Origin of the sequence: Hwanghaeella sp., assembly GCF_965227365.1 — a bacterium.
Taxonomy (GTDB): Bacteria; Pseudomonadota; Alphaproteobacteria; order UBA8366; family Aestuariispiraceae; genus Hwanghaeella.
Genome location: NZ_OZ245754.1, coordinates 1,352,513 through 1,378,305, shown reverse-complemented (window position 1 = coordinate 1,378,305; position 25,793 = coordinate 1,352,513). Strand labels below are relative to the sequence as shown.

The window sequence follows — 25,793 nt, the reverse complement described above, 5'->3', positions numbered from 1 at the left end:
CCGGCGCGCGACGGAACCTGATCGGTCACCGCGATCGACGCTGCCGTAGCTCAGGGGTAGAGCACTCCCTTGGTAAGGGAGAGGTCCAGAGTTCAAATCTCTGCGGCAGCACCACCATCCCACTGAAATTGCTGTATTTTTTAAGTCACGGATTTCTTCGAAAATTTCGTGCCCCATAGATGTCCAGAATAGAAATCCGCTTTGGCGACCTAAAGAATGGGCCCGGTGCAGACCAACTACAGGCCCCAACTCAATGCTGGAAGAATGGCGGGGTTCTAAGCAAACTCAATGCGCGACGGACGTGCGTGTAACGCCGCCAAACGAAAAAGAACAAAGCCATTGGGTCGGGCATCTTGGATCAGATCGACGATGACTCGGTATTGCTGTTGACGGCCGCCAAGGCGGCAGCCCGCCTCGGGATCCCCTTGCGTTCATTCAATCGTCTGGTAACGAAGGGCGAGATCCCTTTCGCTGCGATCAGCAACCGCAGCTACTTTGTTCCTAACGACCTTTTGACGTTCATTGAGCAACGCAGAGTCCTGGCAAGTCCATCTCCCCAATCCCGGCCCAACCGCCTGACTCGCGACAAGACGCCTTTGTATGATTTCGAGGCACTCAGAAGGGAAAGAAGGAGCGGGAAGCAGACACGTCAGAATGACACCTAGATTGAGAGGCAGACAATCAACAGCCTCGGCGCTACTGACTTGGCCTTCGGTCTGCCCATGCTTGATCAGTTAATGCTCCGACCAAATATCACCAAGTGGTCACATCACCGCCCGTACAGCAACATTCGTGTCAGATTTCACGTCACACTAGATCGGCAAGCCTTGAAAAGGATATTGGTTTTCGGTCGCTTGAACTGAAAGCATATCTGCTCCCAACGCAGATGAGTGTCTGGACTGCAAACCATCAGAGCCAGCTTGATCTAGATAGCTTTTAGTTCTGCGACAGTGAGGCAATCCGGGTCAGTTCCGATTAAGAACGCGCCCATCACATACTTGGCACAGGATTCCTAATCCTGGGGCCGCAGGTTCGAATCCTGCCGGGCGCGCCAATGATTTCAATAAGTTAAAGAGAATCGGGTCAGCGGTTTTACAATCGCCGCTTAGGCGGATTTACAATTCCACCTTTTCGACGGGTGCTACGTTCCACAGTTTTACCGCCATCTTTGCCATGGCTTTCTGTCGAACTTCCTTGGCGTAGATAGAAAGCGATTGCGAGGACTTGTGGCCGGTAATCGCCCTGGCCATCTCCTCGGAACAACCCGCCTCAATCAATTCAATGCTCGCGTTCTTGCGCAGTCCGTGCTTGGTCGTGTGGGCAAGACCTACTGCTTCTTTGTCGCGCTGCCACACTGATTTCCATCCTTCCACGGCATACGGTTGACCATCTTCACGGGTGACAATGTAAATGCCTTTGGCAGATCTCGTTGCGGATTCGAGTTCAGGTCGAAGACGGTCATGAATGGGAATCCAAACCGACGTCCCGGTCTTCTCCTGGACAACGTGAATTAGTCCGGCTCTTTCGTGAAACGGCTTCTCTTTATCATCTGTCTCCTCAGTCAGAGAACAGACTAACCTCAAAACACGGACTCTTCAGGGGAGCAGGTCACCATGTCCGGAGAATGCAATAACGACGGAGTCTTCGGACGAGCATCTAGTAAGCCGCTCAAATTCAGCTTCAATACCTGCCCTTGTGGCATCCTTGTCAGTCAAAAGCTTTGTTTGGCCGCCAAGTGTATCGGAGAACAGCGCCTCAAGAGCTACAGCGTCCCTTCTGGCGCACCTTGGCTCGTTAACGGCCGGTGAATTGTACCGGTCAATTCCAATGAATAATCCATGAAATGCCATTCAACATTCTACTCCCATTGGAGCCTCCGATTTTGTCAGAGGTCGTTTCCAATTCCGATGATGGGCTGCTAGTCAAACAAATCCTCCAATGTCACAAGGCTATGCGGATCAGGTGCGAACCAAACGTTGCTGCCCAACCTTTCTTTCCTTTTTTTCTAATGTAACTGGTGCGAAAGTCTCACGCTGCGCAATCTGCTTGTTACCAACTTTCTCGAACCAAACGCACCAAACGGTGTCCTCTTGGGTCATTGCAGCTTGACCCACATTTTCGACTGTCATTGATGGCCCGCCAGATTTCAGACGAGCAACATCTCCCGGGACGAACTCCATTATGCCCTCCAACGGTCGCTCATAGTTCAGTGAAATTATGCCCGATTTTGTCACCTCGTGGCCAATCGGCAACCAACGGATCTCCAAAGAAATGGGGAAGGATTCCGGGAACCACTATCGCTTAGAACAGGCCATCGCCTCGCATCGTTCAGTCCCTCCCAATCTGCCCGAGTCTTTTCTAGAGCATCGCGGCGGGCAAAGAATGACGGCTCTACACGTAGAGCAGTTTCCACCGTTCTCTTTCCCTCCCCGGTCCGTATTGCACCGGGTTCAGGAGGTACCAGGCCGGTATCAGGTAGGACAGATCGCCCTGTCCGGCGATCAGCATGCCGACCAGCTTGGTCTTGTCGGTCGTGATGGCCGGGGAGCCGCTGTCGCCTTTCATCGTTCTTGGCGACGCCCGCACCTCAAGCAGAAGCTCGTGGAGGATGCGTCCGATACTCTGATGATACGGCAAAAGGCGGTTGTAGTGGAAGCGCACGAGATCGGCCGTTACCCGCTCTGACCGCCTCTGCGACTCGCCATCGTGTCTCGTGGGCGGACGGTAGATGTCGAAGCGGCGCGGGATATCGGCATTGCTTCTGACATAGTCAGTGATCTCCAAGTCTAGCATGGTCTGTCGGAACGCATCCTCCTTCCCATCCAGGATCCCGGCAAGCTGGACGTCGAGGCTGTAGGATCGCCGGTTTCCGGAAAGCGGGCCCCGTATTCCGGTAGAGACGGCGAGGGCCCCTCCCCCACCCCTGTAGATGGAGACAGGGTTGCCGCCGCCGGGTTTTCCGTGCCGCACGTCCGACATGGAAAGAACGTGCCTGCAACTGATGGCATAGGGCAACGGTCTTTTCTTGCGCTTGATGACGCAGGTGATCGCCCCGGTAACGCCGATCTGGCCCGCGGGGTCTGAGACCAGCGCCGTACTTTTCGCCGACAGCGGTTCGGCCTGCATGACGTCGTCCGCCGCCTCGACATCGGTGGGCACCGCGCAAAGCTTCCGCTTTCGCCCGACCTTCCAGAATGCGAAGAGATACTTCGGCAGTTCCTGGCCCTTCACGGCCTGCCCCTCGCCCCATTTCCGTTTCACAATGAAAGAGACGGAGACGTCCCGGCGCAGGATTTTCTTGGCGGGGTCGGACTTCGACCGTTTCCGGGCGAAGCCGAAGGTGAGGCTGATCACATTGGCGTAGGCCAGACACAGTTCCTGGCCGCGCGTCAGGACGATTTCCTCCGCGAGCCGGAGTTGATCCGCATAGCTGAGTTCCTCGCGGAACGTCCGGCGTGCCTCCGTCAGGTTTCCGGGAGTGCGGCTCAGCGTTTCCTGCTCGGTCTCCCGGATCAGCTCCGCTTTCTTGGATCGCGGCATGTCTCCTCCGCCCCTTACTCCGTTCCGGCCAACGCCTTGCACGCGTCCTCGATCGCCGTACGGTCAAGGCTCAGAAAGAAATCCTTCTCTACCTGGAGCAGGTCGCCGCCGGTTCCTCCACTGCCGTCGGTCGCGCGGACGGCGTCCAGGGCGGCCTGCGTCTTCGGCCCCCAGAACCCGTCCACTTCCTCCATCGGCATGCAAAGGGCCATCTGAAGTCGCGCGACTTCATTGGGCGTCAGTTGCGAGACGAGGGACGGCGGCGCGATCGCACCCAGTCTGACAACGCCGGATTGTGAGACGCTGCCGGTCGACACAATCGTGATGCGATCTTTCGCTTCACCATGGGCGTTCAGGATCTTCGAAGCCGTGTCACCGTTTTTGGTGATGTTCACGATACCCGCGATCAGGTCGTCGTTGCTCGGCGGCGCGGCTGGCGCCGGCTCGATCTTCACGGCGACCTCGAGCTTTTCGTTGTTGTCGTCAAGCTCCGCCGATTCCACCGTATAGACGGACCCGGCGACGGCATTGTCCGGCGTGAACGTCTGACCCGTTATCAGGTCCTTCGCCTTCGCGAGCGAGCTTTGAAGCGAGGGCGCGGCTCCGGCATCCTCGGGAGGAGGGGCCGGCTCTCCCGCGATGACCACGCTGATCGTCTTCTCGTGTCTGGCCGCGTCGGAAACCCTGAGCGGATAACTGCCGCTCGGCGCGCCCTTCTCCACACTGACCGTGACGGTCCTGTCGCCGGGGATCGGCGATTGGACAGTCACACCCGGCGTCGGCCGGGCATCGAACCGGGCCACATAGGGGGAGGTTCCCCCCGAGACGATGACGTCGATATCCCGGTCGATCTTCGAATCCGTCTGAATGCCGCTCGTCGACAGCGCGATATCCGTGGAAATCTCGCTCACATCCACACCGCAAACCTGCAAGGTCTCCAACGGCCTCTTGCTGTTGACCGCATTGACCTCTCCGGCGACCCGGCGGTTGCTGCTCGACAGGTTGAAGATCGCCGCGGACAAGGCCTCGGTCGCAGACTGCAACGCTATGCGTGCGGAAAAGTCCTCCGGCCTCTCCTCGCCGGCCCCATCCAGCTTTTCGATTTTGGACTGGCTAGCACTCTCGCCGTAGTCCTTGGCAATGCGGGCATCGAGCACGCCGGCAAGATTCAGCCCCGGCGCCAGAATGTCCGTCGCGCTGGAGAGCTCGCTGATGATGCCGATCAGGGAGTCAAGTCTCGGGCGGGACTCGCTGATGGCCTTGTCAACCGCCAGGGAGATCCGATCGACCGCAGAGGTCAGGTCGTATCCCGCAGTCTGGATATTTCGCTGCAATGTCGTGCCGCTGAGGAAGGTCGCGTCGGCCGTCTCCGCCGCCCCCTGCGCCTGCGTCACCATCGCACGCGCCTGGCTGATCGCTTCCGTGGCGTTGCTGGCGGCTTCCGCCGCAGGGATCAGGCTTTGTACAGTCGCCATGCCTTTCTGAACGGCCGCGATGCTTGTGGACAGATCGTCGAGGCGGCCGTTGAAGGCGATCTTCGCGGCGTCATCGTAGTTCAAGGGCCCGATGGCCGCCGTGGCGCAGCCGAGTGCCTCCATCCCCGCGAAGTAGATCAATTCCTGTGTATTGTTCGAAAACCGGTTCGCGAGGGTATATCCCGCAGCGCCGGCCAGACCGACACCTAATATGGCGTCCGTATCGGCGCGAAAGGCTGCAAGGGCGATCACCGCGGTCGCCAGAGTGATGATACCGGTGGAAACCGTGTTGTCGAGGATCGCTTGATCGTGGATCTTCGACCGATAGGCGGCGCGCACCGTCTGGGCATAAGCCATTGCGTCCACGATGGTCGGCCGTGTCGAAGAGGTGCGGGCCGCGACCTCCTCCGGCGTCCAAGTCGCATATGGATTTAGGCTGCATCCTGTCGTTGAAAGGGCTGTGGAACCGACAAGCACCAAGACAAAGGCTTTTCTTCTAGTACAGCGACGAACGATGTCCATTGGCGCTCTCCCCTCCTGCTTTTCGGAAGCGGGACATGTATGACGGTGCTGACCAAGGCGCCGGGATCCCACTCGACGGACCATACTACATGAATACCGCAACAAGATGCAATTGATGGTGGTGTCAGAGGAACTTCGATTGAGGCGTCGCTGGGATCCGGATAGCATCCTTTGATGACAAAACCTCCATTCCGTTATTTCAAAACCTCCCCGAAATCATTCGCCTAGCCGTGATGATGTACATTCGGTATCCGTGTCCTGAGACCCTGAACTTCCTCCATTTTAGAGTAGAGTCCGTCACCGTGAAGGAGACGGAACATGAAGCGCAGCAGGTTCACTGAAGAGCAGATCATCGGGATATTGAAGGAGCAGGAGGCGGGTGAGCGGACGGCGGACGTTTGCCGCCGGCACGGGATCTCGGAGGCGACGTTCTACAAGTACAAGGCCAAGTTCGGTGGGATGGAGGTTTCCGATGCCCGGCGGCTGAAGGCCTTGGAGGATGAGAACCGCCGTCTGAAGAAGTTGCTCGCCGAGCAGATGCTGGACAACGCCATCCTGAAGGATGTCGCTTCAAAAAAATGGTAACGCCCGGTGCGAAGCGCGATGCGGTTTTGCATGTGCAGGCAGCCTTCGAGGTCAGCCAGCGTCGGGCGTGCAAGGTTCTGGCCGTCGATCGGTCGAGTGTGCGCTATCGGAGCATCCGCCCCGATGACGGCCCTCTTCGGGAGAAGATCCGCGCCGTTGCCTCGGAACGCCGCCGGTTCGGTTACCGCCGCATCCACATCATGCTGCAGCGTCAGGGGATCGAGATGAACCAGAAGAAGCTCCGACGGCTGTATCGGGAAGAGAAGCTACAGGTCCGGCGCCGAGGCGGCCGAAAGCGGGCGCTCGGCACGCGCCGGCCGATGGAGCTGCCCGACCGGCCGAATGACCGTTGGAGCCTGGACTTCCTGAGCGACGCTTTCACCGACGGAAGGCGGTTCCGCATCCTCGCCGTCGTCGATGATTATACCCGCGAGTGCCTGGCGCTGATCGCCGACACGTCGCTGTCGGGTACCAGGCTGGTGCGGGAGCTGGATGCGGTCGTCGCCCGACGCGGCAAGCCCAGGACCGTGGTTTCCGACAACGGCACGGAGATGACCAGTATGGCCGTGCTGAGATGGTGCCAGGAGACCGGCGTGGAATGGCACTACATCGCACCGGGCAAGCCGCAGCAGAACGCCTTCGTGGAAAGCTTCAACGGCAGGTTCCGGGACGAGTGCCTCAACGAGACGCTCTTCACGGAGCTCGGGGAAGCGCGGATCGCCATCAATGCTTGGAAGGAGGACTACAACCGACACAGACCACATTCCTCACTCGGCAACGTCACGCCAAGGGAATACGCATCCAAATGGGTGCTGGAAAACCAAGCCGCATGAGGTCAAAAATCAACCCAAGGACTCGGCGCTAAGCTGGAGGGAACTCGGGTCTCAGGACATCCGCTGTCGCTCCGCCAGGTCGAGGATATCCTCTTTGAGCGAGGAATCGACATTTGCCATGAAACGGTTCGGTTTTGGTGGAACCGATTCGGCCCATTGTTCGCGGCCGAGATAAGGAAACGCCGAGTGCAAACCCACTCATTTTCTAGCTGGCGATGGCACTTGGATGAAGTCTTTGTACGGATCAATGGCGAACGACATTACCTTTGGCGCGCTGTCGATCATGAGGGTGAGGTTCTCGAGGTATATGTCACGAAACGCCGGGATCGCAGGGCCGCTTCGACGTTCCTAAAGCGGACAATGAAGCGTTATGGTCAGCCGGAGATAATTGTCAGAGACAGGCTTCGTTCATATCGAGTTGCGACGTATACGATCGGTAACGCTGATGATCAGACATGTGGTCGATGGTTGAACAACCGTGCTGAAAACTCACATCAGCCGTTCCGACGAAGAGAAGGGGCAATGGCCAAATTCAGGGGTATAAAGACGCTGCAATAGCTCTCGTCAACGCATGCCTCGATCCATAATCACTTTAACCATCAACGCCATCTGATCCCGAGAGACGAATACAAACAGAACCGCGAAGCTGCGCTGGTTGAATGGCAGTAGATTGCTGCTGCATAAATTTCGCTAACTGAAGATACGCTGTGCCGTTGTTGTATTCGTCTGACACCGCCAGAGCTGTCAATCCGAGGTTCATTGGTTGAATGGAGGCGCTCCTGCCCCGTGGCCCACAGTAGCCCCAAGCCTACCACCGCCCAAACGACAGTCGAACATCGCTCTTCCGATGTCAGGGAAGGGCGATGAGTCGAGGATGATTCTATGTCAAGGTGTAGGTAAGATGGCTCGATCCTAACGATTTCAGAAGGCCGAACTGGAGGGCCAAACCGCCTTATGCCCTGGACCGAACGGATACTAGCGAGACTAACTGCCACAGTTCGGAACCGATTTCCGGCCGATAATAAAACGCCGCGCCCGAACTATCACGCCTTTATCTCCTATCAGCATGTATCCAGCAGTTCATTCGCCGGCAACCTGGAACAAGCCCTGAAGCGCTACGCGAAACCGATCTGGTCGCGCCCGCTCCGCATCTTCCGGGACGAGAACTACATTGTCCCTGGGCAACCGTTGTCCGAGTTAATTTCATCCGCACTGGAAAACAGTGAAAACCTGATCTACCTGGCCTCCCCGGAAGCCTCCCAATCGCCGTGGATCCAGGACGAACTTCTACAGTGGACCGTTTCCCTGGAACGGCAGGGCAATCTGATCATCGTTCTCACCGATGGCGACATTCTCTACGACAGCCGGACAAAGGAAATCGACTGGACCGGGACAACCGTTCTCCCGGATACGCTCAGGGATATCGTTGTAGGCGTTCCCTACTATGTCGACATGCGTCCCTTCAACGATCCGGCGACGCAAACACTGCGGAACGCGGAGTTCAAGCGTGCGCTGAACCAGGTTGCCGCGAAGCTGCGCAATCTGACTCCGATTGAAATGTCGGGGCGCGAGGAGAAGCAGCACCGGCGGAACCTCATGACTGGGGCAGTCCTTGTCGGCCTCGTGTGTCTTTCGCTGCTCTTCACCGTGGTCAACTGGATCGGCCTGCAGGAACAGTCCCGGCTGGCAGCGGCGAATGGGGATCTCGCCAATCTCCAGTCCCTGCTGCAGAGCGATGCGCCCGATCTGCGCCTTGCCGCGGCACGTGCCTTGAATGTCATGCGGGACCTCCCCAGCCCCGCGGCGCGCGGCGCGCTCCAGGAGATCTCCGGAAAGATGCCGCAGCGGCTCTGGTTCGGCGAGACGCCGAGATCGCCCAACATTGGCATGTCGAGCCAGGCTCTCGCCTTCACGGCAGACGGCGACCTCGTCGTCCGCCGGTACCATGACGAGGGGTTCGTCCTTTCCACGGAGACCGGGTCCGAACGCGGACGCATCGCCTACCCGGACCTGGACGTTCTCCTGCGCCGCGTCAGCGCCGATGGCTGGATCCCCCGATTCGACCGCGCCTCGGAGAGAGTGGCGGTCAAGGACCCGCGCGAAGGGTCGGAAATGGCGCTGATCGTCGATCTCTCAACCGGGCGGGTGGACGGGAGCTTTTCACCGTCGGCAACCCAGGAACGTCCCTTTGCCTTCAACTGGAACTCCGGCGACTTCATCTGGCTCGGCACCGGCAGCACACTCCATTCCGCGACATGGCCGGCCCTGGAGGACAGTCGGACACTGGCGCTTGGCAGCGAAGAGGATTTTCCATCCTTCGGCGATACGCTCGCGATATCGGACGACGGATCGCTGTTTGCCACGGCGTACGCACTCAGGAAAGATCGCTCCATCTTCAGTTCAGACCAGAGCTTCGTCGTTGTCGACGGTGAAACCCTGACGGTGGTGCGAGACGTGCGCAGCAGCGGCGATCAGTTATCGCTCTTGGCGTTCGAGCCCGGTCCCGCGCCGATGAGGATCGCCGTCGGTCACAGGAACAGCCCCGTCAGAATTCATGCAATAGACCATGAGAAGACACCGCTCACCCTTGAAGGATCCAGGAATCCGGACCAGCTTTCATGGTCCCCGGACGGTAAGCTCATCGCGCTTATAGACAATTTCGCCGAAACCGACGGCGCGACAATCTACGAGACCCGGTTCGGCCGGAGAATCTGTACTATCCCGCAAAGCCGGACACAGAATTTCGACGACGCCCGGTTCAGCACCGACGGCAACCGCCTGTATGTTTCGGGCCGCATCAATCACGGTGAGTCAGATTCCGACTTCGTCGGCGCCTACGACTTGACGGCCTGTGGCAATCTGTTCTCGACCCGCCTTGTCTCCAGGAGATTGTCGGGCTCCGTCGAGACCCTGGCCTTCAACCCGGATGCCACACAGATCGTCGTGTCCAGTCCCGACGACACGGGCGACACAAACCGCATCTTCGTCGTCGATGCGCGCAGCGGACGATTGCTGCACTCCCTCGATCGACCGCCCGGCACGGAATCCTATACCTCTGGAATATCTTACACCGAGGACGGAGAACATATCGTCGAGACAGTGTACGGACGGCAGTTCTTCGTCTGGACCAAAGACTTCCAGTATCTCGGTCAGGGCGACCTGGAGTCCCCTTCCGGCGCGGCCGACGACAGGGTGGCATTCGCGCTGCCCACCGCGTTGCGCCTGTATCGGGAAAGCGCCTCCTCTTCCGGCCTCCCCAGTTCATCGAGCCCCGACGGACGGATCCAGGCCACGACAACGGACCGGAACGTCTGGACAGACGACGAAGCCGGCGGAAACTGCGAGGCCTTCGTTTTCGGAGCGGACCGCGAATCCGAACCCCTGACGATGAGGCTCTCCTCCGGCCGGGCTTGCGAGGAAATCGACGCGCTCGCGCTGGCCCCGGACGGATCGGCCCTCGCGGTTGCCATGTTCGGCATTGCCGGCGACGAGAACTCGCCGACTGGTCAAGAGCTTCAGATCTGGCGGGCGAGAGGTCCTGTTGCGCGCCTCTTCTGTCGATTGGCCGGATGCGGGACCTGGGAACGCATCGGGGCCTATCCCATGCTGGGCCAGGCCGATACGTTCACGTTCAGCCCCAGCGGACGCTGGCTCGGGCTTCGGGACGGCTCCGGCGTCATCACCGTTCTAGACGGGCGGACCTTCGAGCTTCACCAGACGCTCCTGTCCAAAGCCGGCAATACGACACCCTCCCCGCCAACCGTCATCTTCAGTCCCGACGAAAAATGGCTCGCGACACCGCTTTCCAAGGGCGGCGGGCCGGCCCGGTGGCGCCTTGATGACGAAAACCTCATCGGCAGCATCCGGCGCCGTATATCGGACGGAATGCCGTAGATCGCCCAGCCCGGACGACCGCAACGGGTGCGGGGCGGGCGGCGATCGGTTATCCTCGCAACTCCAGCCGTGCGTGACGGAACTGCCGGACCGGCTGGAGAAACGACACGGCGCAGGTGCAATCTCCCCACTGTCGCCCGAGTACCGCAATCCGCGCACGATCCGGAGGAATGGCATGCAGTATCAAGTACCGGTCCAGATCGAGATGCTCTGGGATGCCGTCGACAACGAGATCTGCCTCCCGATTGCACAGCAGATCTACAAGGTCCTGAACCGGGACCCCTTCGATCCGGCCAAGCCCGGCATCGGCATTCCGGTCTATTTCCTGACGAACCCGCTTTCCTGGGGAAGCCTCGACACGCTGCCGAAAGATGCCAGGCGGACGTTGCGCGTGATCCTTTTGACGCCTTCACTCGTCCTGCGGTCCGAATGGTCGCAGATCCAGCACAAAGTCACATCTCCGGCCCAGGATCATCGCGATGAAATGGTTGCGTTCGAAGTCGGCCTGAGCGAGGGCCTGGTCGCCTCGGGTGATCTCGGTCTCGACGTTTCAGGTGCCGACGACATGGCAGGGCCTGTGCTGGACCAGGTCATCGTTCAGACCTGCAGGCTGCTTGCCGGGCGCGCGCGCCCGGAGATGCAGGCCCGCGGTGCAGCGCCCTTCAAGCTCTTCATCAGCCATACGAAGCGGGACGATGACGGCGAGAAGATCGCCGAACGGTTTGCGGCAGCGGTCCGGACCCTTTCCGCCGAAACGTTTTTCGACAGGGTCTCGATCCAGAAGGGAGACGGAATTTCGAAGGAACTTGAGGCGAATATCCACGACGCCGCCCTTGTCGCCGTCCGGACGGACCGTTACGTACAGAGCCCGTGGTGCCGCCAGGAACTGGCGCTTGCCAAACGCAACGGCAGACCGATCGTCGTGGTCGATGCCCTCCGCGGAACCGAAGCGCGGTCCTCCCCTCTCCTCGTCAATCTGCCCTCGATCCGGCTCGACGCGAACGTTGGCAAACAAGAGGGCGAGGCGCCGGAGGGAATTTCCAACGCGGTCACATTCGTCGCCCTCCAGACGCTCCGTTTCCTCTATACGGTCGAGAAGATTGCCGGACTGAAAGAGATGGGCGTCGTCCCCGAAAGCGCCGTCCTGCTTCCGCGCGCGCCCGATCACGATGACCTTTTCGCCGCGTCGGGCGGGATGCTTCCGGATCACGCCAGCGGAACGATGTTCGTCTACCCGGACCCGGTGGTCGGCGCGGAGGAAGCCGAATACATCCAGAAGCACTGTGCCGCCCTGATCACGCCGTCCGGCGCCTGGGGTAGCTTTCTGAGCGACACGCCCATAGGGATCTCGGTCGGAACCGTCGGGGAAAAGGCCCTGTACCCGATCGGCATCTCCGACCTCCACATCAACGATGCGACGCGGACCCTCGCGCAGCATCTCCTCGCGGCCGGCGCGCATCTCGTCTACGGCGGCGCGCTGGAACTGAGTGGCCCCACCGCCAAGGGAGAGAACCTTGTCGGTGCGTTGTTCGAGATGATTGCCGCCTACAATCGCGTCGGGAAAGAGAACTTCCCTCCGCTCCGGAACTTCTCCGCCTGGCCTTTCTGGACGGGTACGGATTTGTCCTGGCTCGCCGCGCGCCGCGCCTCGCTGACCGTGGACTGCCTTCCGGCGCCTGCCAGTGCGGAATCGCGCAAGGAGCAACGCCTGTCCGACCTCCTCAAGACCGGTGAGGGCCGCTGCCTTGTCGGCCTCAGTCTTTCCGCCATGCGGCGCAAGATGAATGAGGCGACGGCCGCCCGCGTCCTACTCGGCGGCGCCCCGTTGGACTTTCTCGGCCTGATGCCGGGCCTGGTCGAGGAAGCCATGCTCGCGATCGAAAAGGGTGTCCCGGTCTATATCCTCGGCGGCTTCGGCGGCGCCGGTTCCGCCATCGCAAACGCGATCCTGGGCGGCTCTCCGGATGTCCTGACACTGGATCACCAACTCAAGCACACCACGCTCTACCGCGAGACCCTTGAGGCGCTGGCCCAGATCGACGCCGGCGGCACAGGGGACACCGGGGAAGCCGGAAAGCCGACAGTCAACTATCCCGCCATGACCCGCACGCTTGCGGAATTCGGCCTCGAGGGGCTCTCGGAGACGAACGGGCTGAGCGAAGAGAAGAACCGCCGGCTGCTTGAGACGCGCAGCCTCGACGAAGGCATCGCCCTGATCATGGAAGGATTGCGGGAACGTTTTATGGCAACCTAGATACCATCTATGGTATTGTGAGTTGCCAATTCCACACTTTTCTTCGTATCATAATACCGCTTACTTTTCACACCGATCGCGTCGGTTCCGTTCCCCCAACGACTGGAAGGCAGTTCAAATGGCCGATCTTCTTCTTCAACTGGAGAACGGTCCATGCGCCATGTTGCGAAACGTTCCCATGGACGAGTCTGCCGTAGTCCTTGTTTCGCATGCGTCCAAGGCTGCCGCATCGACGAAGACAGACGCATGTTGGCTCTTCCACGCCATCGGGCGGTCCTTGCTCCTTCAAGGCGCCCGTGTCGAAAAGCGATTGTGCTGGAATCAGCGTGGGAGAGGTCAGGCTTGCAAGGGCTACTGCCGCCAAAGCTCGTTTCAGAACCACATCCTAGTTGTCGTCGAAGATGCGAAGGCCGACTTCGATACCGGCATCGCGCAGAATTTCCTGGCGCAGGCAAACGCATCCATTCTGCCCGTGATCGAGGAGGGCAAGCGGCCCACGCCTTCCCCCGCCTACAAGCAGCATATCGCGTACTTCCACAAACCCGGTGAGGTAGAGTCCGCCTTTCCCGAAGTCCTCCACCTGGCGCGGATAGGAACCGAAGCGCTCAATGTCTTCATCAGCTATCGTCACGAGGACAGTGCGGCCATCGCCACCCAGATATTCCACGCCTTGGCCGAGGCGCGCTTCAACGTCTTCCTGGACAGGTTTCGTGGCAGTCCGAGCCACGACTTCGTTGGCGTCATCAATGCGGAGCTTTTCGAGAAAGGCTTTCTCCTCGTGCTCGAGGGCAAGGACACGCATTTGTCCACCTGGGTCCAGGGGGAGGTCGCAGCGGCTCGCGCACACAGCATGGGCATCGTCAAAGTGAAGCTGCCGGGATCTTCCGAAAAATTAACGGTATCTCCGACAATTGAACTGCAGGATACAAGACCAACCGTCGGAGAAAAGGATCAACTGGACCCCGCCGATATCGAGACAATCGTCAGCGAATTTCGTAAGCACTTCCATGTTCTATCGGCGAAGCGCCAGATAGCTCTCCGGCAGAAACTCAAGCTTTCCGTGGAAATTGCCGATCGCTCCCTGGGCTTCCAGGACCTGGGTTCCCAGAACGGCCTGCACCGTGTCACCAGCCCTTCCGGCCGCGAATACGGCCTCGCCATGTCGGCGCGGCCGCCGAGGATTGGCGCCTTCCGGCAGGCAGCAAAGGATACGGCTGCTTTGGCACCCAATGTAACACCCGTCGTGGTCGGTCCGATCCAATATCAACTTCCCAACGACAAGATGGATACTCTCTGGATCAGCACGGTGAGCGGGGTAAGGACCCTGAATGAAGGCGTGTCTCTGATAAATCTTCTCAGCCTGAGATAACCGATGACGGCTCGTTGCGATAAGGTCTGCATTTGCCTGGAGGATGACGTCGAAAGGCCGGCGCCAGCCGGCCTATACGATGCGGCAACGGAGGTGATACGAACGGCGCTTCTGGTGGCACAGACCGTCTTTGTCACACCGAGCCTTCTCCCCATTGCGGCCGCCATCCAACGCTCCATGGTGGGCGCTCATCCGGATATCGAGCCGCCAATCGATTTGCGACGGAGAGACGAGCTCATCGGCAAATCCGGCATGGTTGAAGAGCGAAGGCATGCCAGCCTTGGCACGTTGGTGCCGACAAGTTCCTGGAAGACGGATAACGCACAGGATCCTGCGTTCCTCTTCCTTCAATCGATCGCGTCCTTCCAGGCGGACGATCTTTGGCGGATTTCCGACAGCGAGGCGGTGTTGCCTCATTCCGTGGATCTCTTCATCGCCATGACCGCGCCACGGACCGCGAAGCTCGGAGACATCGCCTGGAGAAGTTCGGAGACACTTTTCTTCAGCGATTTCACGCCAGACCTGCGACGCGATCTGCGGGACAAGGCGATCGGTCTCGGCGTCGACTGGCTGAGTGAACATGTATCCGACCTGGACCTCAGAGGACGCCCGCTGCCGTACGACCTGCTGCTACAGCTGTTCATCGTAAAGCCGTGGGAGAAATGGACGCGGTATGACCCAACGAGGGGGATACGCCATGAGTGACGATACGAGCACGGACTGCGGCGATGACAAGAAGCCGAACGAGGCTGACGAAGGGCCAAACGCGGCCGACAAGGAGGCGGCGCATCAGTTGTTGTCGGAGCTTCGCACGCGCATTGCCGTGCAGCCACTCCCCTACCAACACGGTGTCGAGAAGGGCGCGCTGAAGAGCCTCTACGAAATCTTCAACCATGCAAGGCAGGCGATGCATGCGAATGCGGGTTGCGCGCGATTTGCCGAGCTTGCCTCAACCTACCTGAACGAGGATATCCGGCCGGTGACCGCGCGCTGGCACCGGGGGCTGGAGGACGGATTGCTGGACACCCGTGACGGCGGCTCAGCGTTCCGCACGGACTTTAAGAAGCTTCAGCCGAGACTTGTGACCTTCGCCAAAGAACTCCACCTAATGGCTTACGGCACCGAGCTAGGAACGCTCCCGAAGCCAGCGCCGATCACCGACACCCTACTCAAGGAGTTGCTCGCCGATGTCGAGTTTGGAATTCCCGGCGGCGATCTGACGTTTACCAAATCCGCTGGAAAGGGTGAGGCGGAACGGGTCTCCTGGGAGGCGATCAACCAGGCCGAACGCCGGCAGATCGCGGATACCCGCGACGCAAGGAAAGGCAACCGCAATGCCGCCCCGGCGGGAAGATCGACCCGCAGCGCGACTGTCATCACCAACGCCGTCGGCCTCGCCCTTTCCGGCGGCGGCATCCGGTCGGCGTCCTTCTGCCTCGGCGTCTGCCAGACCCTCGCGGACAAGAGGATACTGCCTAACGTGGACGTGCTTTCCACCGTCTCGGGAGGCGGATACACCGGTTCTTTCTTGACCCGCAGAATCATAAATCCCGAATTCGATGCACTGAAAAACAGAAACGGTCCCGACACGCCTGCAATCCACTGGTTGCGGCAACGCGCGCGTTATTTGGACGGGGGCAGCGCGATCGGCTATTGGCGGATGGTTGCCGGGATACTGAGCGGCATGCTCCTGAACTGGACGGCTCCTGCCACCGTCATTGCATTGACGGCGCTGACGCTGCATTTTCTCTCCTCCGTTTGGCCCACCCTGTCCGACTATCTGTGGTATCTGGCCGCCGGTTCCGCCCTGGCGGGTTTCATTTTCTACGCGGTCTCGCTTCGGTATCTGGGCTCGACTCAGAACCGGGCCGCGGCCGGCCTGTGGCTCCTCGCGGCGCTTCTTGCCGGCTCTGCGCTCCTGGTCCAGGCATACAGGGTCTGGGCCGATCCCAGCAGTTTCGGTGATTGGCTCTCCACCACCTTGACCGCGGCCGCAGGCCTGTCCGCGTCCCTGCCGGTCCTGGCCCGCACATTCCCAGGTTTCGGTGGCAAGCTTGTCCGCAAGCTTGCGATGCGCGCAGCCGTCGTCCTGGCCGCGATCGCCGTTCCCGCAATCGCCATCGCCTTCCTCTTCATCCTCTACAAGCTCGGTGCGTATGGAACCGACACTGTCGTTGTTTCCAACGGCGGGCCCCATTGGGTCACCCGCCTTGCGCAGATTGCCGAGGACCATCTGCCACTGCCCAGCGGCTGTCCGCCCGGCTACGTTCTGCTCTTTTGCATTTTTGTCGTTTTCATGTTGCTGGCCGTATTCACGGTCGACATAAACCGGACAGGGCCTCACCGCCTGTACCGCGACCGGCTTGCCAGAACCTTCATTCATTTCAGGCCGGAGGACGAAACGGCGCCCCCCGTGATCAAGCTCAGCGGTATCAACGACACCGACATGGCGCCCTATCACCTCATCAACGCGACCGTGAACCTGCCCTCGAGCCGGACCGTCTCGTTGCGGGAGCGCAAGAGCGACTTCTTCATTTTCTCGAAGTATTTCTGCGGATCGACGGCAACCGGCTATTGGCGAACAAAGGATTGGGAGTCCGCGAACGACTCGTTAGACCTTCCCACTGCGGTGGCGACGTCCGGCGCCGCCGTGGCCCCGCATATGGCCCTGGTGGCCGGCGGCGCCGCCTCATCGCTCCTCGCCTTCCTGAACCTGCGTCTCGGCATCTGGACCCAGCGACCGCGGAAAGAGAAAAAAAAGTTCCCGTTGCTCAATCGCCCCGGATTCGGGCTCATGTTCCGGGAAATGTTCGGATGGAAGATGGATGAGGAACAACGCTGGTTCTTCCTGTCGGATGGCGGCCATATCGAGAATTCAGGCGTCTACGAACTGCTGCGGCGGCGCTGCAAGTTCATTGTGGCGGTCGACGGCAGCGCCGATCCTAGCGGCTCTTTCGAAGCCCTGATGACGGTGGTCCGGCACGCGCAGATCGACATGGGCATCGAGATTGCGCCATCGCTAGACGAGATGCGCCCAAATGCCGAGACCGGGATGGTTCAGACGCATGCGACCCTCTGCATCGTCAACTACCCCCCCGAGGCGCGAGACACGAAGGGAAAGGATGAGGGGGAGAGGAAGGATAAGGACTCCAAGCCGGTCGGGGATAAGGGCCTTCTCCTCTACCTCAAATCCTCTGTCTCCGGAAACGAAAGCGAGCTGATCAAGGTCTACCGGGCGGCGAACCCAGATTTTCCCCATCAGACCACCGCCGATCAGTTCTTCGACGAGGAACAATTCGAAGCCTACAGGCAACTTGGCGTCCATGTCGCCGAAGGCATGTTCGCCTCCCCCCTCCTCAACGACGGCAAGAATGACGAACTATGCTCCCAAAAGCCGGTCGAAGACTGGTTCCGGCGCCTTGCGCGCAATCTGTTGCATATTGAAGATATCGTCTAACGACGGCCCTCTCTTAGTCTGCGGTTCCTTGTCTTCCGGCAAGATCCGCACAGAACGGTTGCAGATCTGCCCATTCGGCATAGATCTCCGACCGCAATGGGTGGAAGAGCCTCGCGCAAGCGACGTCGAGGTAGCTGGCCTCGTCCAGGGAGATCTCCAAGACTTCACCGTTGCCACCCGCGAGAAGCACCGATCCTCCGGGGCCAGCGTCAACGAAAGCATTGTATGTATGCGCTAAATATTCGAGGTCTTTGGAAAGCAACTGCCCTTCGCTACCCCAGATCCTCATGTAGTTCGAGAGGCTCGTTCCGGCGAGTATTCCATCCTTCACGTAGACAAGGCTGTTTGCGAAAGGGCTTAGCGCGTCGAGGGAAGGAACCTGGGAACGATCGGCTATCGTAATTGTCTCCATCGCGTTGTAAGAGCCCCCAACGGCCAAGCGTTTACCGTCGTCAGAGAAGGCGATCGATTCCGGTTGGATCATCCCTCCCAATCCAAAGACGTCGCGCAGATGAGGCTCTGGCCTCGTTTCAAACAGGGCGACTTTCGCCTTCCTGAAGTCCTCCCCCTCTCCTGCAACCGCAATCCGCGTTCCATCTCTTGAGATCGCGACACTCCATATCCAGCCAAGGTCGGTCGCTTCCTGGAAAGAGAATTCCTTGAACGGCATGCCGGGCGAAGCCGTATCGTAGAGTCGCGCCATCGATTGGGTGGCGGCAACCAGCTCACCCGTCCTCTCCGCACCTGCAAGAAAGGAAGGGGACCAGGTCGCCAATTCGACCGGCGGCTCTTCGGGACCATGCCAAGCATAAGACGGATCGCTGCGCGAAACGGTGAACCATCCGTCGGCCGAACAGGCAATGGACTCGATGTAACTGGTTACCGGATTCTCCACCAAGACTACTTCCTGCGGCGCCTCGGTTCTTACACCCATGGCCACACGCAGGCTGCCGTTCTGCCCCCCCCAAACGATCAGATCCTGCTTGGGACAATATGCTATGGCGCTTGTCCCTTCATCGTCCGGGTTCGCAGGCAGAATCGTCCGCACGAACCCATTAGTCAGTTCGTGGATTCGAACGTGAAAATCCAGGTACCCCACGGTTAGCAGCAACCGCCCACCCGGCTGAAAGGCAACGACACTTGCGCTGTGCGGGTAGAGCGGCGGCGAAAACGGCATGAAGGAAAAATCGAGCAACTCTACGGCTCCGGTGAGATCGTTGCTCACGCCAACCAGTTCAGACGTCCAATCGACGTCGAAAGAGCCGATTTCGTCGTTCCCAAGGTCGTGCGTCCCCACGACATTCATATCCCGATCAAAGAGGGTCAACTCTGTCCCAGCCGCCGAGAGAAAATACCGCCCTTCGGGATGCACGCGCCACTGCGCATCTGTTGGGATACCGGTCGCTGTCGCTACGACAGCGCCAGTGTCGACGTCAATGAGATGAACCCTCTCCTCCGATGTCGCGACAAGCGCTCGCGCACCTCCCTGGACCGTTCCGAGGCGCACCACCTTTTCTTCCTTGGACAACAATTCTTCGTAAAAATTGCGCTGAGCGACAATATCGCCAGAGAGGGTAGACACGTTCAACATGCCACCGGAATCCAGCAAGAACACTCGGTCGCCGGAGAGCGACACGTCGATCAAACTCATTGGCGTCTCGACTTCGAAGATCTTGTCCCGGTCAATCTCCCTCCGAATGCCTCCTTGCAGATCCCTCACGACGATCTTTTCGCCGTTTACGGCCAGAACCGCCTCGCGGGAGAACGAAAACTCTGCGGTGAATTGCCCCTCGTCATCGTCCGTGGTCGGCGTATTGAAATCTTGGGCACCCTGCGTGTCCCATCCCACGATAGCCGAGTTGCGCGAAACACCGACAATGCGTTGTCCGGCTTTATCCCACAGCAGGTCCACAAACTGGGCTTCGGTATTCCAGGCGTTGATTTCACGCGCGCGGTTCACCGCAGTCCATAGAGCCGCTTGCGTGGAGGCAGGCATGCGCTCCAGTCCGTCGCGTGCCCGCTTGGCATCACGCACCGCCTGGGAAAGGGCTTTCATGAAGTCTCGTGAATTGGACTGAGTGGCGATCTTTGCAGCCGAGAGCTCCAACTCCGCGGCGAGTGCTCGCTCCGCAGCGGTGCGCCATTGCACGAGCGCGAAGATCGACGCGCAGATCAGCCCCAGAGAGAGAACGGCGAGCCCAGTCACCGCGGCCCTGGTCAGGAGTTTCAAGACTCTTTGTTGGCGAAGTTCTTCGGAATGCAGGTCATCGAGGTCTACATTCAACAGTGTCGACTTCAGTTTAGCCACATTGTCAACAAAGACCGACTCCGTGGCGATTTCGGGGACTGTCTTTCCCCTAGTCCAACGCATATCCAGATACAAAGGCGCTCCGGACAACTTGCCCTTGAGCGGTTTGAGGGGGAGGCAGTTGGTCTGCAGCCAGTCGATCTCGATCGGGCCTTGAAGAAAAGCGATCTTGCCGCCCGTGACGACGATTAAAAGATTCTCGACGCCTCGCGTGGCAACCCAATAGTTGATTTCCCGCATGCACCAAGCGCTCTTTATGCTTTCGGGGGATGCAATAAAAATGAGGTACTCGGAACTGTCCATCGCCTTCTCGATCCGTGTCCAAGTCTCACTGCTCAAGGGCAGGTTGTCCAAGTCCTGAAAAACTCGGATGGAACGCAGCTCGTGCCACTTCTTTCCTAACCGCTCCAATCTTGTTCTAAACGCGCGAACAAAGGGACCGTCAGGGTCATGGCTATAGGAAATGAACGCCTTATATTTGAAGGAGTATTTGTGATCGACACCATGAGCAAACATTGCATCCACCTCTGAGCAATGCAATCAAGCCACCACAATACCACCAAAAATTATTTTTCCCATGGCATTCACTATGTTTCAGCAAAATAGAGTTGCGTCGTTCTCATTCCATTGAGTTTCACCTCTAATTCCAGGTCATCAAGTTTGCGCCACTGGTCCATGGATTTGCCAGCGTCGACGCTAGTCGGGGATCATTCCGTAACGGTCAAGATGGAATGCTGTTGCAACCAATAAAGCTGCCACCTCAAGCGAGGTCGACCTTCCGCACAGATTTATGGTTAGCAAAACCGCTCTGCCGGCGACAAAGAAACCGAGCACTTTTGATTACCGATTGAATGATCTGAGAAGAGGCTATTCGGCAGTTCGTCTTGAGTTCATTTTGTACGCAGGAATGTCACACACTGCGTCATACCTGCACCAATGCGGCATCAAAACACGTTTGATTCTAGTTGGTTAAGCCAACCACGCCCTCTGCTCCCAAAGCAGATGCGCTATCAAGCTGCGCTCCCCCCACGACTCGCTCCATTGTTGCCTGTTTTTTTGTTCAGCAAAGTTTTTTGCCACTACCGATCATATCCCTGAAAAGTTCGAATCTCGGGCGCCGCCCATTCATCGACTTACTTGGTAAGGGAGAGGTCCAGAGTTCAAATCTCTGCGGCAGCACCACCATCCCGCTGAAATTGCTGAATTTTCCAAGTCACGAATTTCTTCGAAAATTTCGTGTCCCATAGATGTCCAGAATAGAAATCCCTTTGGGGGATCCAAAGAATGGGCCCGGTGCAGACCAACCACCGCCCCCCACTCAATGCTGGAAAAATGGCGGGGTTCTAAGCAAACTCAATGCGCGACGGACGTGCGTGTAACGCCGCCAAACGAAAAAGAACAAAGCCATTGGGTCGGGCATCTTGGATCAGATCGACGATAACTCGGTATTGCTGTTGACGGCCGCCAAGGCGGCAGCCCGCCTCGGGATCCCCTTGCGTTCATTCAATCGTCTGGTAACGAAGGGCGAGATCCCTTTCGTTGCGATCAGCAACCGCCGTTACTTTGTCCCCAACGATCATTTGGCCTTCATTGAGCAACGCTGAGTACTGGCAAACCCATCTCCCCAATCCCGGCCCACTCGCGCGACTCGCGACAAGACGCCTTTGAATGATTTCGAGGTGCTACGAGCGGCAAAAGAAGCGGGAAACAGACACGGAAGAATGGCCCCTAGATTGAATGGCAGACACTCAACAGCCGCTCCGCTGCGGACTTGGCCTTCGATCTGTGCATGCCTGAAAAATCAATGCTCCGCCCGTTTATCGCCAGGCAGTCATATTCCCACCAGGACCGCTACATTCGTGTCAAACTTCACGTCACACCGAGATCGGAAAGCGCTGAAAAGGATTTTGGTTTCCAATTGCTTGAACTGACAAACATATCTTCTCCCGACGCGGGCACACGAACATGGCGCGGAAACTAGCTCCGCCTCCATCACGAGCTCCGCTCTGCTCCAACACAAAGGATGTTCAGGGCCTTACATCCCTTCAATCGTAAATTCCGGCGCCCCATTCCAAACCAGCCGCCAGCTCGCGCCCGGCCGAACATTTTGAATAATCCCAGGATCGAAGGCGACAAAACAGCGACCGCCCGGATGCCGGACCGACGGATAGATCAATCCGCGATGCCCGTCCCGCCTCAGATCCGAGGCAAGCGCCTGGCCGGCCGGGTATCCCGCCCGCGTATCCGGATCGAGCGCCGGATGATCCTCGCCATGCAGGTCCGGGAAATCCCCGATGAAATCCGCCAGCAGTTCGACATACCGGGCCTTGTCCTCATAGACCCCGATATATTCGAGCTCCCGGGTCCGGTGGAAGCCGACCTCATGAGCACTCGTCAGCGAGTCCCAGGAGCAGTACCACGCCCCCCTCTCGCCGCTATTGAAACGATTGCCCGTGGACCGCGTATACGTGAACGCTGCATTGATGTGGCTCTGCCCATAAAGCGCCAAGTCATGGGCCCGACGCGCGAAGGCCAGTTCACGCCGATCGAGCGCGGGACTGCCCTCCCTCTCGGCAATCAGACGCGCGCTGGTGTCCCCCTCGATTTCCGCAAGGATGGCAGCCTCTTCGTCGCTGTCCGTCAGACCTCGCAGGACAGGCGATTTGTGATGAGTTTCGGAGATTAGCCTGACCAGGGCGCGGTCGTTGATCGATGTGGTCCTCACACGCCGCCCCGCAGCGCGTCGATATAGGCTCGCACGCGCAGGATTTTGGGCAGTCCGCCGGCAATCATCGCGTCCACTGGTCGGGCACCGTCGAATTCCGGCCCCTTGTTCGAAAGCTTGATCCAGTTTCGGGAGATCTGATCGTTGAAATAGAGCTCGAGGGACTTGTAGATCCCAACCAGGGCGCTCAGACGCAACATCTGGTCATGGGTGAGGTCGCCGGCATAGCCGGGCTTCTTCGCCCTCTTCCATGTCGACTCCGACATATCGGCGAGCGCCGCGGCTTCACGCAGGGTCAGCGACCAGGCATCGGCAATGCGCGAGAAGGCCTTCAGGGCAACTGCCTGTCGCTCCGGTGCCGCACGCTCAATTACCAAGGATTCCATTGATCGTTCCGTTTCCAATGGTTTTACGATAAGTTCATTTGGACTATCTTTCAAGACCACATGGACTAATAGTTGATTTCCAACCGAACTGGAGGGGCAGACAATATCGAGGCAATCAATGCATGTCCGGGCTGCTCGATGCCCTTAACGCCCCCGTGGCCAGGGCACCATCATGATCCAATCGATATAATTCAGATTTATGATCCGGTAGTCATAAACGCGATTTATGATCCAAATATCATATTGCCATTTTATGATCCAAATAATATATTCTCCATAAAAGGATAGGTCCCCATGAGCCAGATCGCCCGCACACCGAAACAGCTTGGAGCCATTCTCCGGCGCACGCGCCGCAATGCCGATCTTACCCAGGCCCAGCTTGGAGAGAAGACTGGCATATGGCAGGAAACCGTCTCGAAAATCGAGGGCGGGCAAGGTGCGACGAAGATTGCCACGATATTCGACCTGCTGGCGGCGCTCGACCTCGAAATCGAGATCAAGCCACGCAGCAAGGGGTCGGCAGCGGATATCGAGGATGTGTTCTAATGCCGCGTCGTCGTACCCGCATCCCTCTGAACGTATATCTCAACAACCGGCTCGTCGGGCGCCTCAGCCGCGAAAGCAGTGGCGCAATCGACTTCACCTATGACCGAAGCTGGCTGGAATGGGAACATGCACTGCCGGTGTCCCTCTCCCTGCCCCTTCGCGAGGATCGATATATCGGCGCCCCCGTCGCGGCCGTCTTCGAAAACCTGCTGCCCGACTCCGATGCGCTGCGGAAACGGGTCGCCGAACGTGTCGGCGCGACCGGCACCGATGCCTATAGCCTGCTCGCTGCAATCGGTCGGGATTGCGTCGGGGCGTTGCAGTTTCTACCGGAGACCCTATCCCCGGACGATATCACGCAAAGCACCGGTAAGATCGAAGGGGAGCCAATCGATGAAGACGACATCGGCCGGATGCTGAACAACCTGGCGCGCGCGCCGCTCGGCCTTGATGAAGACGACGGCTTCAGAATATCCGTGGCGGGAGCACAGGAAAAAACCGCCCTGCTCCACTACGAAGGTCGCTGGCTCAAGCCAATCGGCACGACGCCAACGACGCACATCTTCAAGCCACAAATCGGACAGATCCCGAACGGGATCGGCCTGTCGAACAGCGTCGAGAACGAATTCTATTGCCTTCAACTGATCAAAGCCTTCGGGCTGCCGGTGAACGAAGCCCGTATCGAGAGCTTTGCCGGTAAAAAGGTCCTTGTGATCAAACGTTTCGACCGGCGTTGGGCGCGCGACGGCCGGTTGCTCCGCTTGCCACAGGAAGATTGCTGTCAGGCGCTCTCAGTTCCGCCATCGTTGAAATATCAGAACCAAGGAGGACCGAGCATCCCCGCGATTATCGAGCTGTTGAAAGGCAGCGACGAGCCCCAGGCGGATCAGTTCGCCTTCTTCAAGGCCCAGATCGTCTTCTGGCTCATCAGCGCGACCGACGGCCATGCGAAGAACTTCTCGATATTCCTTACACCAGGCAGCCGGTATCGGCTGGCGCCCTTTTACGATGTGCTCACGGCGCAACCGAGCCTCGACGATCACCAGATTCAACCCAAGCAAATGAAGTTAGCCATGGCGATTGGGGACAAGAACCGATACCGGATCGAGGGGATCATGGGCCGTCACTTCGTCCAGACGGGCGCGAAGGCCGGAATGGCAAAGCGCCTGACGCTACAAACAATATCCGATATCAGGGAGACGGCTGACGATGCACTCGAAGCGGTCGAAGCCAATCTGCCGAACGACTTCCCCGCCTCCATCCATGAGTCAGTTGGCGCCGCCATGCGCGAACGCGCCCGTCGTCTCGAACTGAGCGCAGCGGACTAATCCCTCACACCGCTGTCGGCGCCTTGCTGTTCGATCAGTTTCTTTAGCTCGCGCATCCATCCTTAGCGCGACCAAAACGCCTATGCGCAAGATTCATTACGCATATGACCTCTATGCGCAAAAATGGTGACCTGAGTCCCCCGAACTTCCTCAAACCTAGAGCAGTATCCGTCACCGAGATGGAGACGCATGCAAAGCCAACAGGTTATTCGTGTGTAAGTCGTCGACGTTGTAAGCATATCCCGCACAAAGCCTTGGATATTTTCCAGTCCCACAACGTCTGATTTTACGTCATGCCGGTTAGCGAACGGGATGGCTTACTATTTAAATCCAACAATATATACGCACTCAGGTTTCTGCTCCCACCGCAGACGAGCCTCTGGGCGCCACCTCGCCAGCGTCAGAACAGTTCTCGCAGTGCTTAATTTGGCACCGACGCAATAGTACCGCCGGATTTCAATTCGCAAATTGACTGACACATGCTTGGCATAGGATTCCTAACCCTGGGGCCACGGGTTCGAATCTCGCAGGTCATGTCAATAATTTCAATAGGTTAGAGAGTGCGTGATCC

At 58.7% G+C, this 25,793-nt stretch carries 19 protein-coding genes and 2 tRNA genes; 13 read left to right on the top strand and 8 right to left on the bottom strand.

The features are described 5' to 3' along the window. The first annotated feature begins 39 nt into the window (after positions 1-39). From ACQK2G_RS06000 to ACQK2G_RS05990, 3 genes are all read left to right on the top strand, one after another. Positions 40-114, top strand: a tRNA-Thr gene (locus ACQK2G_RS06000). Between the two features lie 239 nt (positions 115-353). Then, positions 354-665, top strand: coding sequence for a helix-turn-helix domain-containing protein (locus ACQK2G_RS05995; RefSeq protein WP_425404114.1), 312 nt, complete (start codon positions 354-356; stop codon positions 663-665). Between the two features lie 318 nt (positions 666-983). After that, positions 984-1,054 (top strand) — tRNA-Ser (locus ACQK2G_RS05990). Between the two features lie 61 nt (positions 1,055-1,115). On the opposite strand, the gene ACQK2G_RS05985 is transcribed toward ACQK2G_RS05990, so the two are convergent. The 5 genes from ACQK2G_RS05985 to ACQK2G_RS05965 form a co-directional block, all read right to left on the bottom strand. Then, positions 1,116-1,583, bottom strand: coding sequence for a tyrosine-type recombinase/integrase (locus tag ACQK2G_RS05985; RefSeq protein ID WP_425404113.1), 468 nt, complete (start codon positions 1,581-1,583; stop codon positions 1,116-1,118). A gap of 12 nt (positions 1,584-1,595) precedes the next feature. Next, the gene (locus tag ACQK2G_RS05980; RefSeq protein ID WP_425404112.1) at positions 1,596-1,850 is read right to left on the bottom strand and encodes a caspase family protein; all 255 of its coding nucleotides are present in this window, start codon (positions 1,848-1,850) and stop codon (positions 1,596-1,598) included. 108 nt (positions 1,851-1,958) lie between these two features. After that, complete coding sequence (locus ACQK2G_RS05975; RefSeq protein WP_425404111.1) at positions 1,959-2,180, bottom strand: YodC family protein; 222 nt, start codon at positions 2,178-2,180, stop codon at positions 1,959-1,961. 211 nt (positions 2,181-2,391) lie between these two features. Then, a complete protein-coding gene (locus ACQK2G_RS05970; RefSeq protein ID WP_425404110.1) occupies positions 2,392-3,540 on the bottom strand; it encodes a hypothetical protein in 1,149 nt (382 codons plus the stop codon). Positions 3,541-3,554: 14 nt separating this feature from the next. Continuing rightward, positions 3,555-5,537 (bottom strand): hypothetical protein, encoded by a 1,983-nt coding sequence (locus tag ACQK2G_RS05965; protein ID WP_425404109.1) that lies wholly within the window; start codon positions 5,535-5,537, stop codon positions 3,555-3,557. 318 nt (positions 5,538-5,855) lie between these two features. Between ACQK2G_RS05965 and ACQK2G_RS05960 the strand changes: the two genes are divergently transcribed. The 7 genes from ACQK2G_RS05960 (at position 5,856) to ACQK2G_RS05930 (ending at position 17,929) form a co-directional block, all read left to right on the top strand. After that, positions 5,856-6,955 (top strand): IS3 family transposase gene (locus tag ACQK2G_RS05960; protein ID WP_425404068.1). Its coding sequence is split into 2 segments (ribosomal slippage): positions 5,856-6,108 and positions 6,108-6,955, totalling 1,101 coding nucleotides; the frame shifts between segments, so codons are not numbered across the junction. 33 nt (positions 6,956-6,988) lie between these two features. Next, positions 6,989-7,513: an IS6 family transposase gene (locus ACQK2G_RS05955; protein WP_425407618.1), complete on the top strand. Its 525-nt coding sequence runs from the start codon at positions 6,989-6,991 to the stop codon at positions 7,511-7,513. 396 nt (positions 7,514-7,909) lie between these two features. Then, positions 7,910-10,849: a TIR domain-containing protein gene (locus ACQK2G_RS05950; protein WP_425404108.1), complete on the top strand. Its 2,940-nt coding sequence runs from the start codon at positions 7,910-7,912 to the stop codon at positions 10,847-10,849. A gap of 175 nt (positions 10,850-11,024) precedes the next feature. Beyond that, positions 11,025-13,103: a TIR domain-containing protein gene (locus tag ACQK2G_RS05945; protein ID WP_425404107.1), complete on the top strand. Its 2,079-nt coding sequence runs from the start codon at positions 11,025-11,027 to the stop codon at positions 13,101-13,103. Between the two features lie 118 nt (positions 13,104-13,221). Further along, entirely contained in the window at positions 13,222-14,472 is a 1,251-nt protein-coding gene (locus ACQK2G_RS05940; protein WP_425404106.1) for a toll/interleukin-1 receptor domain-containing protein, read from the top strand. 3 nt (positions 14,473-14,475) lie between these two features. Beyond that, positions 14,476-15,177 (top strand): hypothetical protein, encoded by a 702-nt coding sequence (locus tag ACQK2G_RS05935; protein WP_425404105.1) that lies wholly within the window; start codon positions 14,476-14,478, stop codon positions 15,175-15,177. Beyond that, positions 15,170-17,929: a hypothetical protein gene (locus tag ACQK2G_RS05930; RefSeq protein WP_425404104.1), complete on the top strand. Its 2,760-nt coding sequence runs from the start codon at positions 15,170-15,172 to the stop codon at positions 17,927-17,929. The genes ACQK2G_RS05935 and ACQK2G_RS05930 overlap by 8 nt, the downstream gene beginning before the upstream one ends. A gap of 13 nt (positions 17,930-17,942) precedes the next feature. On the opposite strand, the gene ACQK2G_RS05925 is transcribed toward ACQK2G_RS05930, so the two are convergent. Beyond that, complete coding sequence (locus ACQK2G_RS05925) at positions 17,943-20,753, bottom strand: toll/interleukin-1 receptor domain-containing protein (RefSeq protein ID WP_425404103.1); 2,811 nt, start codon at positions 20,751-20,753, stop codon at positions 17,943-17,945. A 905-nt stretch (positions 20,754-21,658) separates the two neighbouring features. Here ACQK2G_RS05925 and ACQK2G_RS05920 point away from each other — a divergent pair. Further along, a complete protein-coding gene (locus ACQK2G_RS05920; RefSeq protein WP_425404102.1) occupies positions 21,659-21,841 on the top strand; it encodes a helix-turn-helix domain-containing protein in 183 nt (60 codons plus the stop codon). Positions 21,842-22,272: 431 nt separating this feature from the next. On the opposite strand, the gene ACQK2G_RS05915 is transcribed toward ACQK2G_RS05920, so the two are convergent. Together ACQK2G_RS05915 and ACQK2G_RS05910 are read right to left on the bottom strand one after the other, a co-directional pair. Further along, complete coding sequence (locus ACQK2G_RS05915) at positions 22,273-22,962, bottom strand: RES family NAD+ phosphorylase (RefSeq protein WP_425404101.1); 690 nt, start codon at positions 22,960-22,962, stop codon at positions 22,273-22,275. Continuing rightward, positions 22,959-23,348: an antitoxin Xre-like helix-turn-helix domain-containing protein gene (locus ACQK2G_RS05910; protein WP_425404100.1), complete on the bottom strand. Its 390-nt coding sequence runs from the start codon at positions 23,346-23,348 to the stop codon at positions 22,959-22,961. Before ACQK2G_RS05910 ends, ACQK2G_RS05915 begins: the two co-directional genes overlap by 4 nt. 294 nt (positions 23,349-23,642) lie before the next feature. Between ACQK2G_RS05910 and ACQK2G_RS05905 the strand changes: the two genes are divergently transcribed. Together ACQK2G_RS05905 and ACQK2G_RS05900 are read left to right on the top strand one after the other, a co-directional pair. Beyond that, entirely contained in the window at positions 23,643-23,894 is a 252-nt protein-coding gene (locus ACQK2G_RS05905; protein ID WP_425404099.1) for a helix-turn-helix domain-containing protein, read from the top strand. Beyond that, a complete protein-coding gene (locus ACQK2G_RS05900; protein ID WP_425404098.1) occupies positions 23,894-25,222 on the top strand; it encodes a type II toxin-antitoxin system HipA family toxin in 1,329 nt (442 codons plus the stop codon). Before ACQK2G_RS05905 ends, ACQK2G_RS05900 begins: the two co-directional genes overlap by 1 nt. The last annotated feature ends 571 nt before the right edge of the window (positions 25,223-25,793 follow it).

Bases quoted from the DNA above. Each gene is read 5' to 3' on its own strand.
- ACQK2G_RS05980 (WP_425404112.1), bottom strand. From the start codon at position 1,850: ATGGCATTTCATGGATTATTCATTGGAATTGACCGGTACAATTCACCG.
- ACQK2G_RS05975 (WP_425404111.1), bottom strand. From the start codon at position 2,180: ATGGAGTTCGTCCCGGGAGATGTTGCTCGTCTGAAATCTGGCGGGCCA.
- ACQK2G_RS05970 (WP_425404110.1), bottom strand. From the start codon at position 3,540: ATGCCGCGATCCAAGAAAGCGGAGCTGATCCGGGAGACCGAGCAGGAA.
- ACQK2G_RS05965 (WP_425404109.1), bottom strand. From the start codon at position 5,537: ATGGACATCGTTCGTCGCTGTACTAGAAGAAAAGCCTTTGTCTTGGTG.
- ACQK2G_RS05950 (WP_425404108.1), top strand. From the start codon at position 7,910: ATGCCCTGGACCGAACGGATACTAGCGAGACTAACTGCCACAGTTCGG.
- ACQK2G_RS05945 (WP_425404107.1), top strand. From the start codon at position 11,025: ATGCAGTATCAAGTACCGGTCCAGATCGAGATGCTCTGGGATGCCGTC.
- ACQK2G_RS05940 (WP_425404106.1), top strand. From the start codon at position 13,222: ATGGCCGATCTTCTTCTTCAACTGGAGAACGGTCCATGCGCCATGTTG.
- ACQK2G_RS05935 (WP_425404105.1), top strand. From the start codon at position 14,476: ATGACGGCTCGTTGCGATAAGGTCTGCATTTGCCTGGAGGATGACGTC.
- ACQK2G_RS05930 (WP_425404104.1), top strand. From the start codon at position 15,170: ATGAGTGACGATACGAGCACGGACTGCGGCGATGACAAGAAGCCGAAC.
- ACQK2G_RS05925 (WP_425404103.1), bottom strand. From the start codon at position 20,753: ATGTTTGCTCATGGTGTCGATCACAAATACTCCTTCAAATATAAGGCG.
- ACQK2G_RS05910 (WP_425404100.1), bottom strand. From the start codon at position 23,348: ATGGAATCCTTGGTAATTGAGCGTGCGGCACCGGAGCGACAGGCAGTT.
- ACQK2G_RS05905 (WP_425404099.1), top strand. From the start codon at position 23,643: ATGAGCCAGATCGCCCGCACACCGAAACAGCTTGGAGCCATTCTCCGG.
- ACQK2G_RS05900 (WP_425404098.1), top strand. From the start codon at position 23,894: ATGCCGCGTCGTCGTACCCGCATCCCTCTGAACGTATATCTCAACAAC.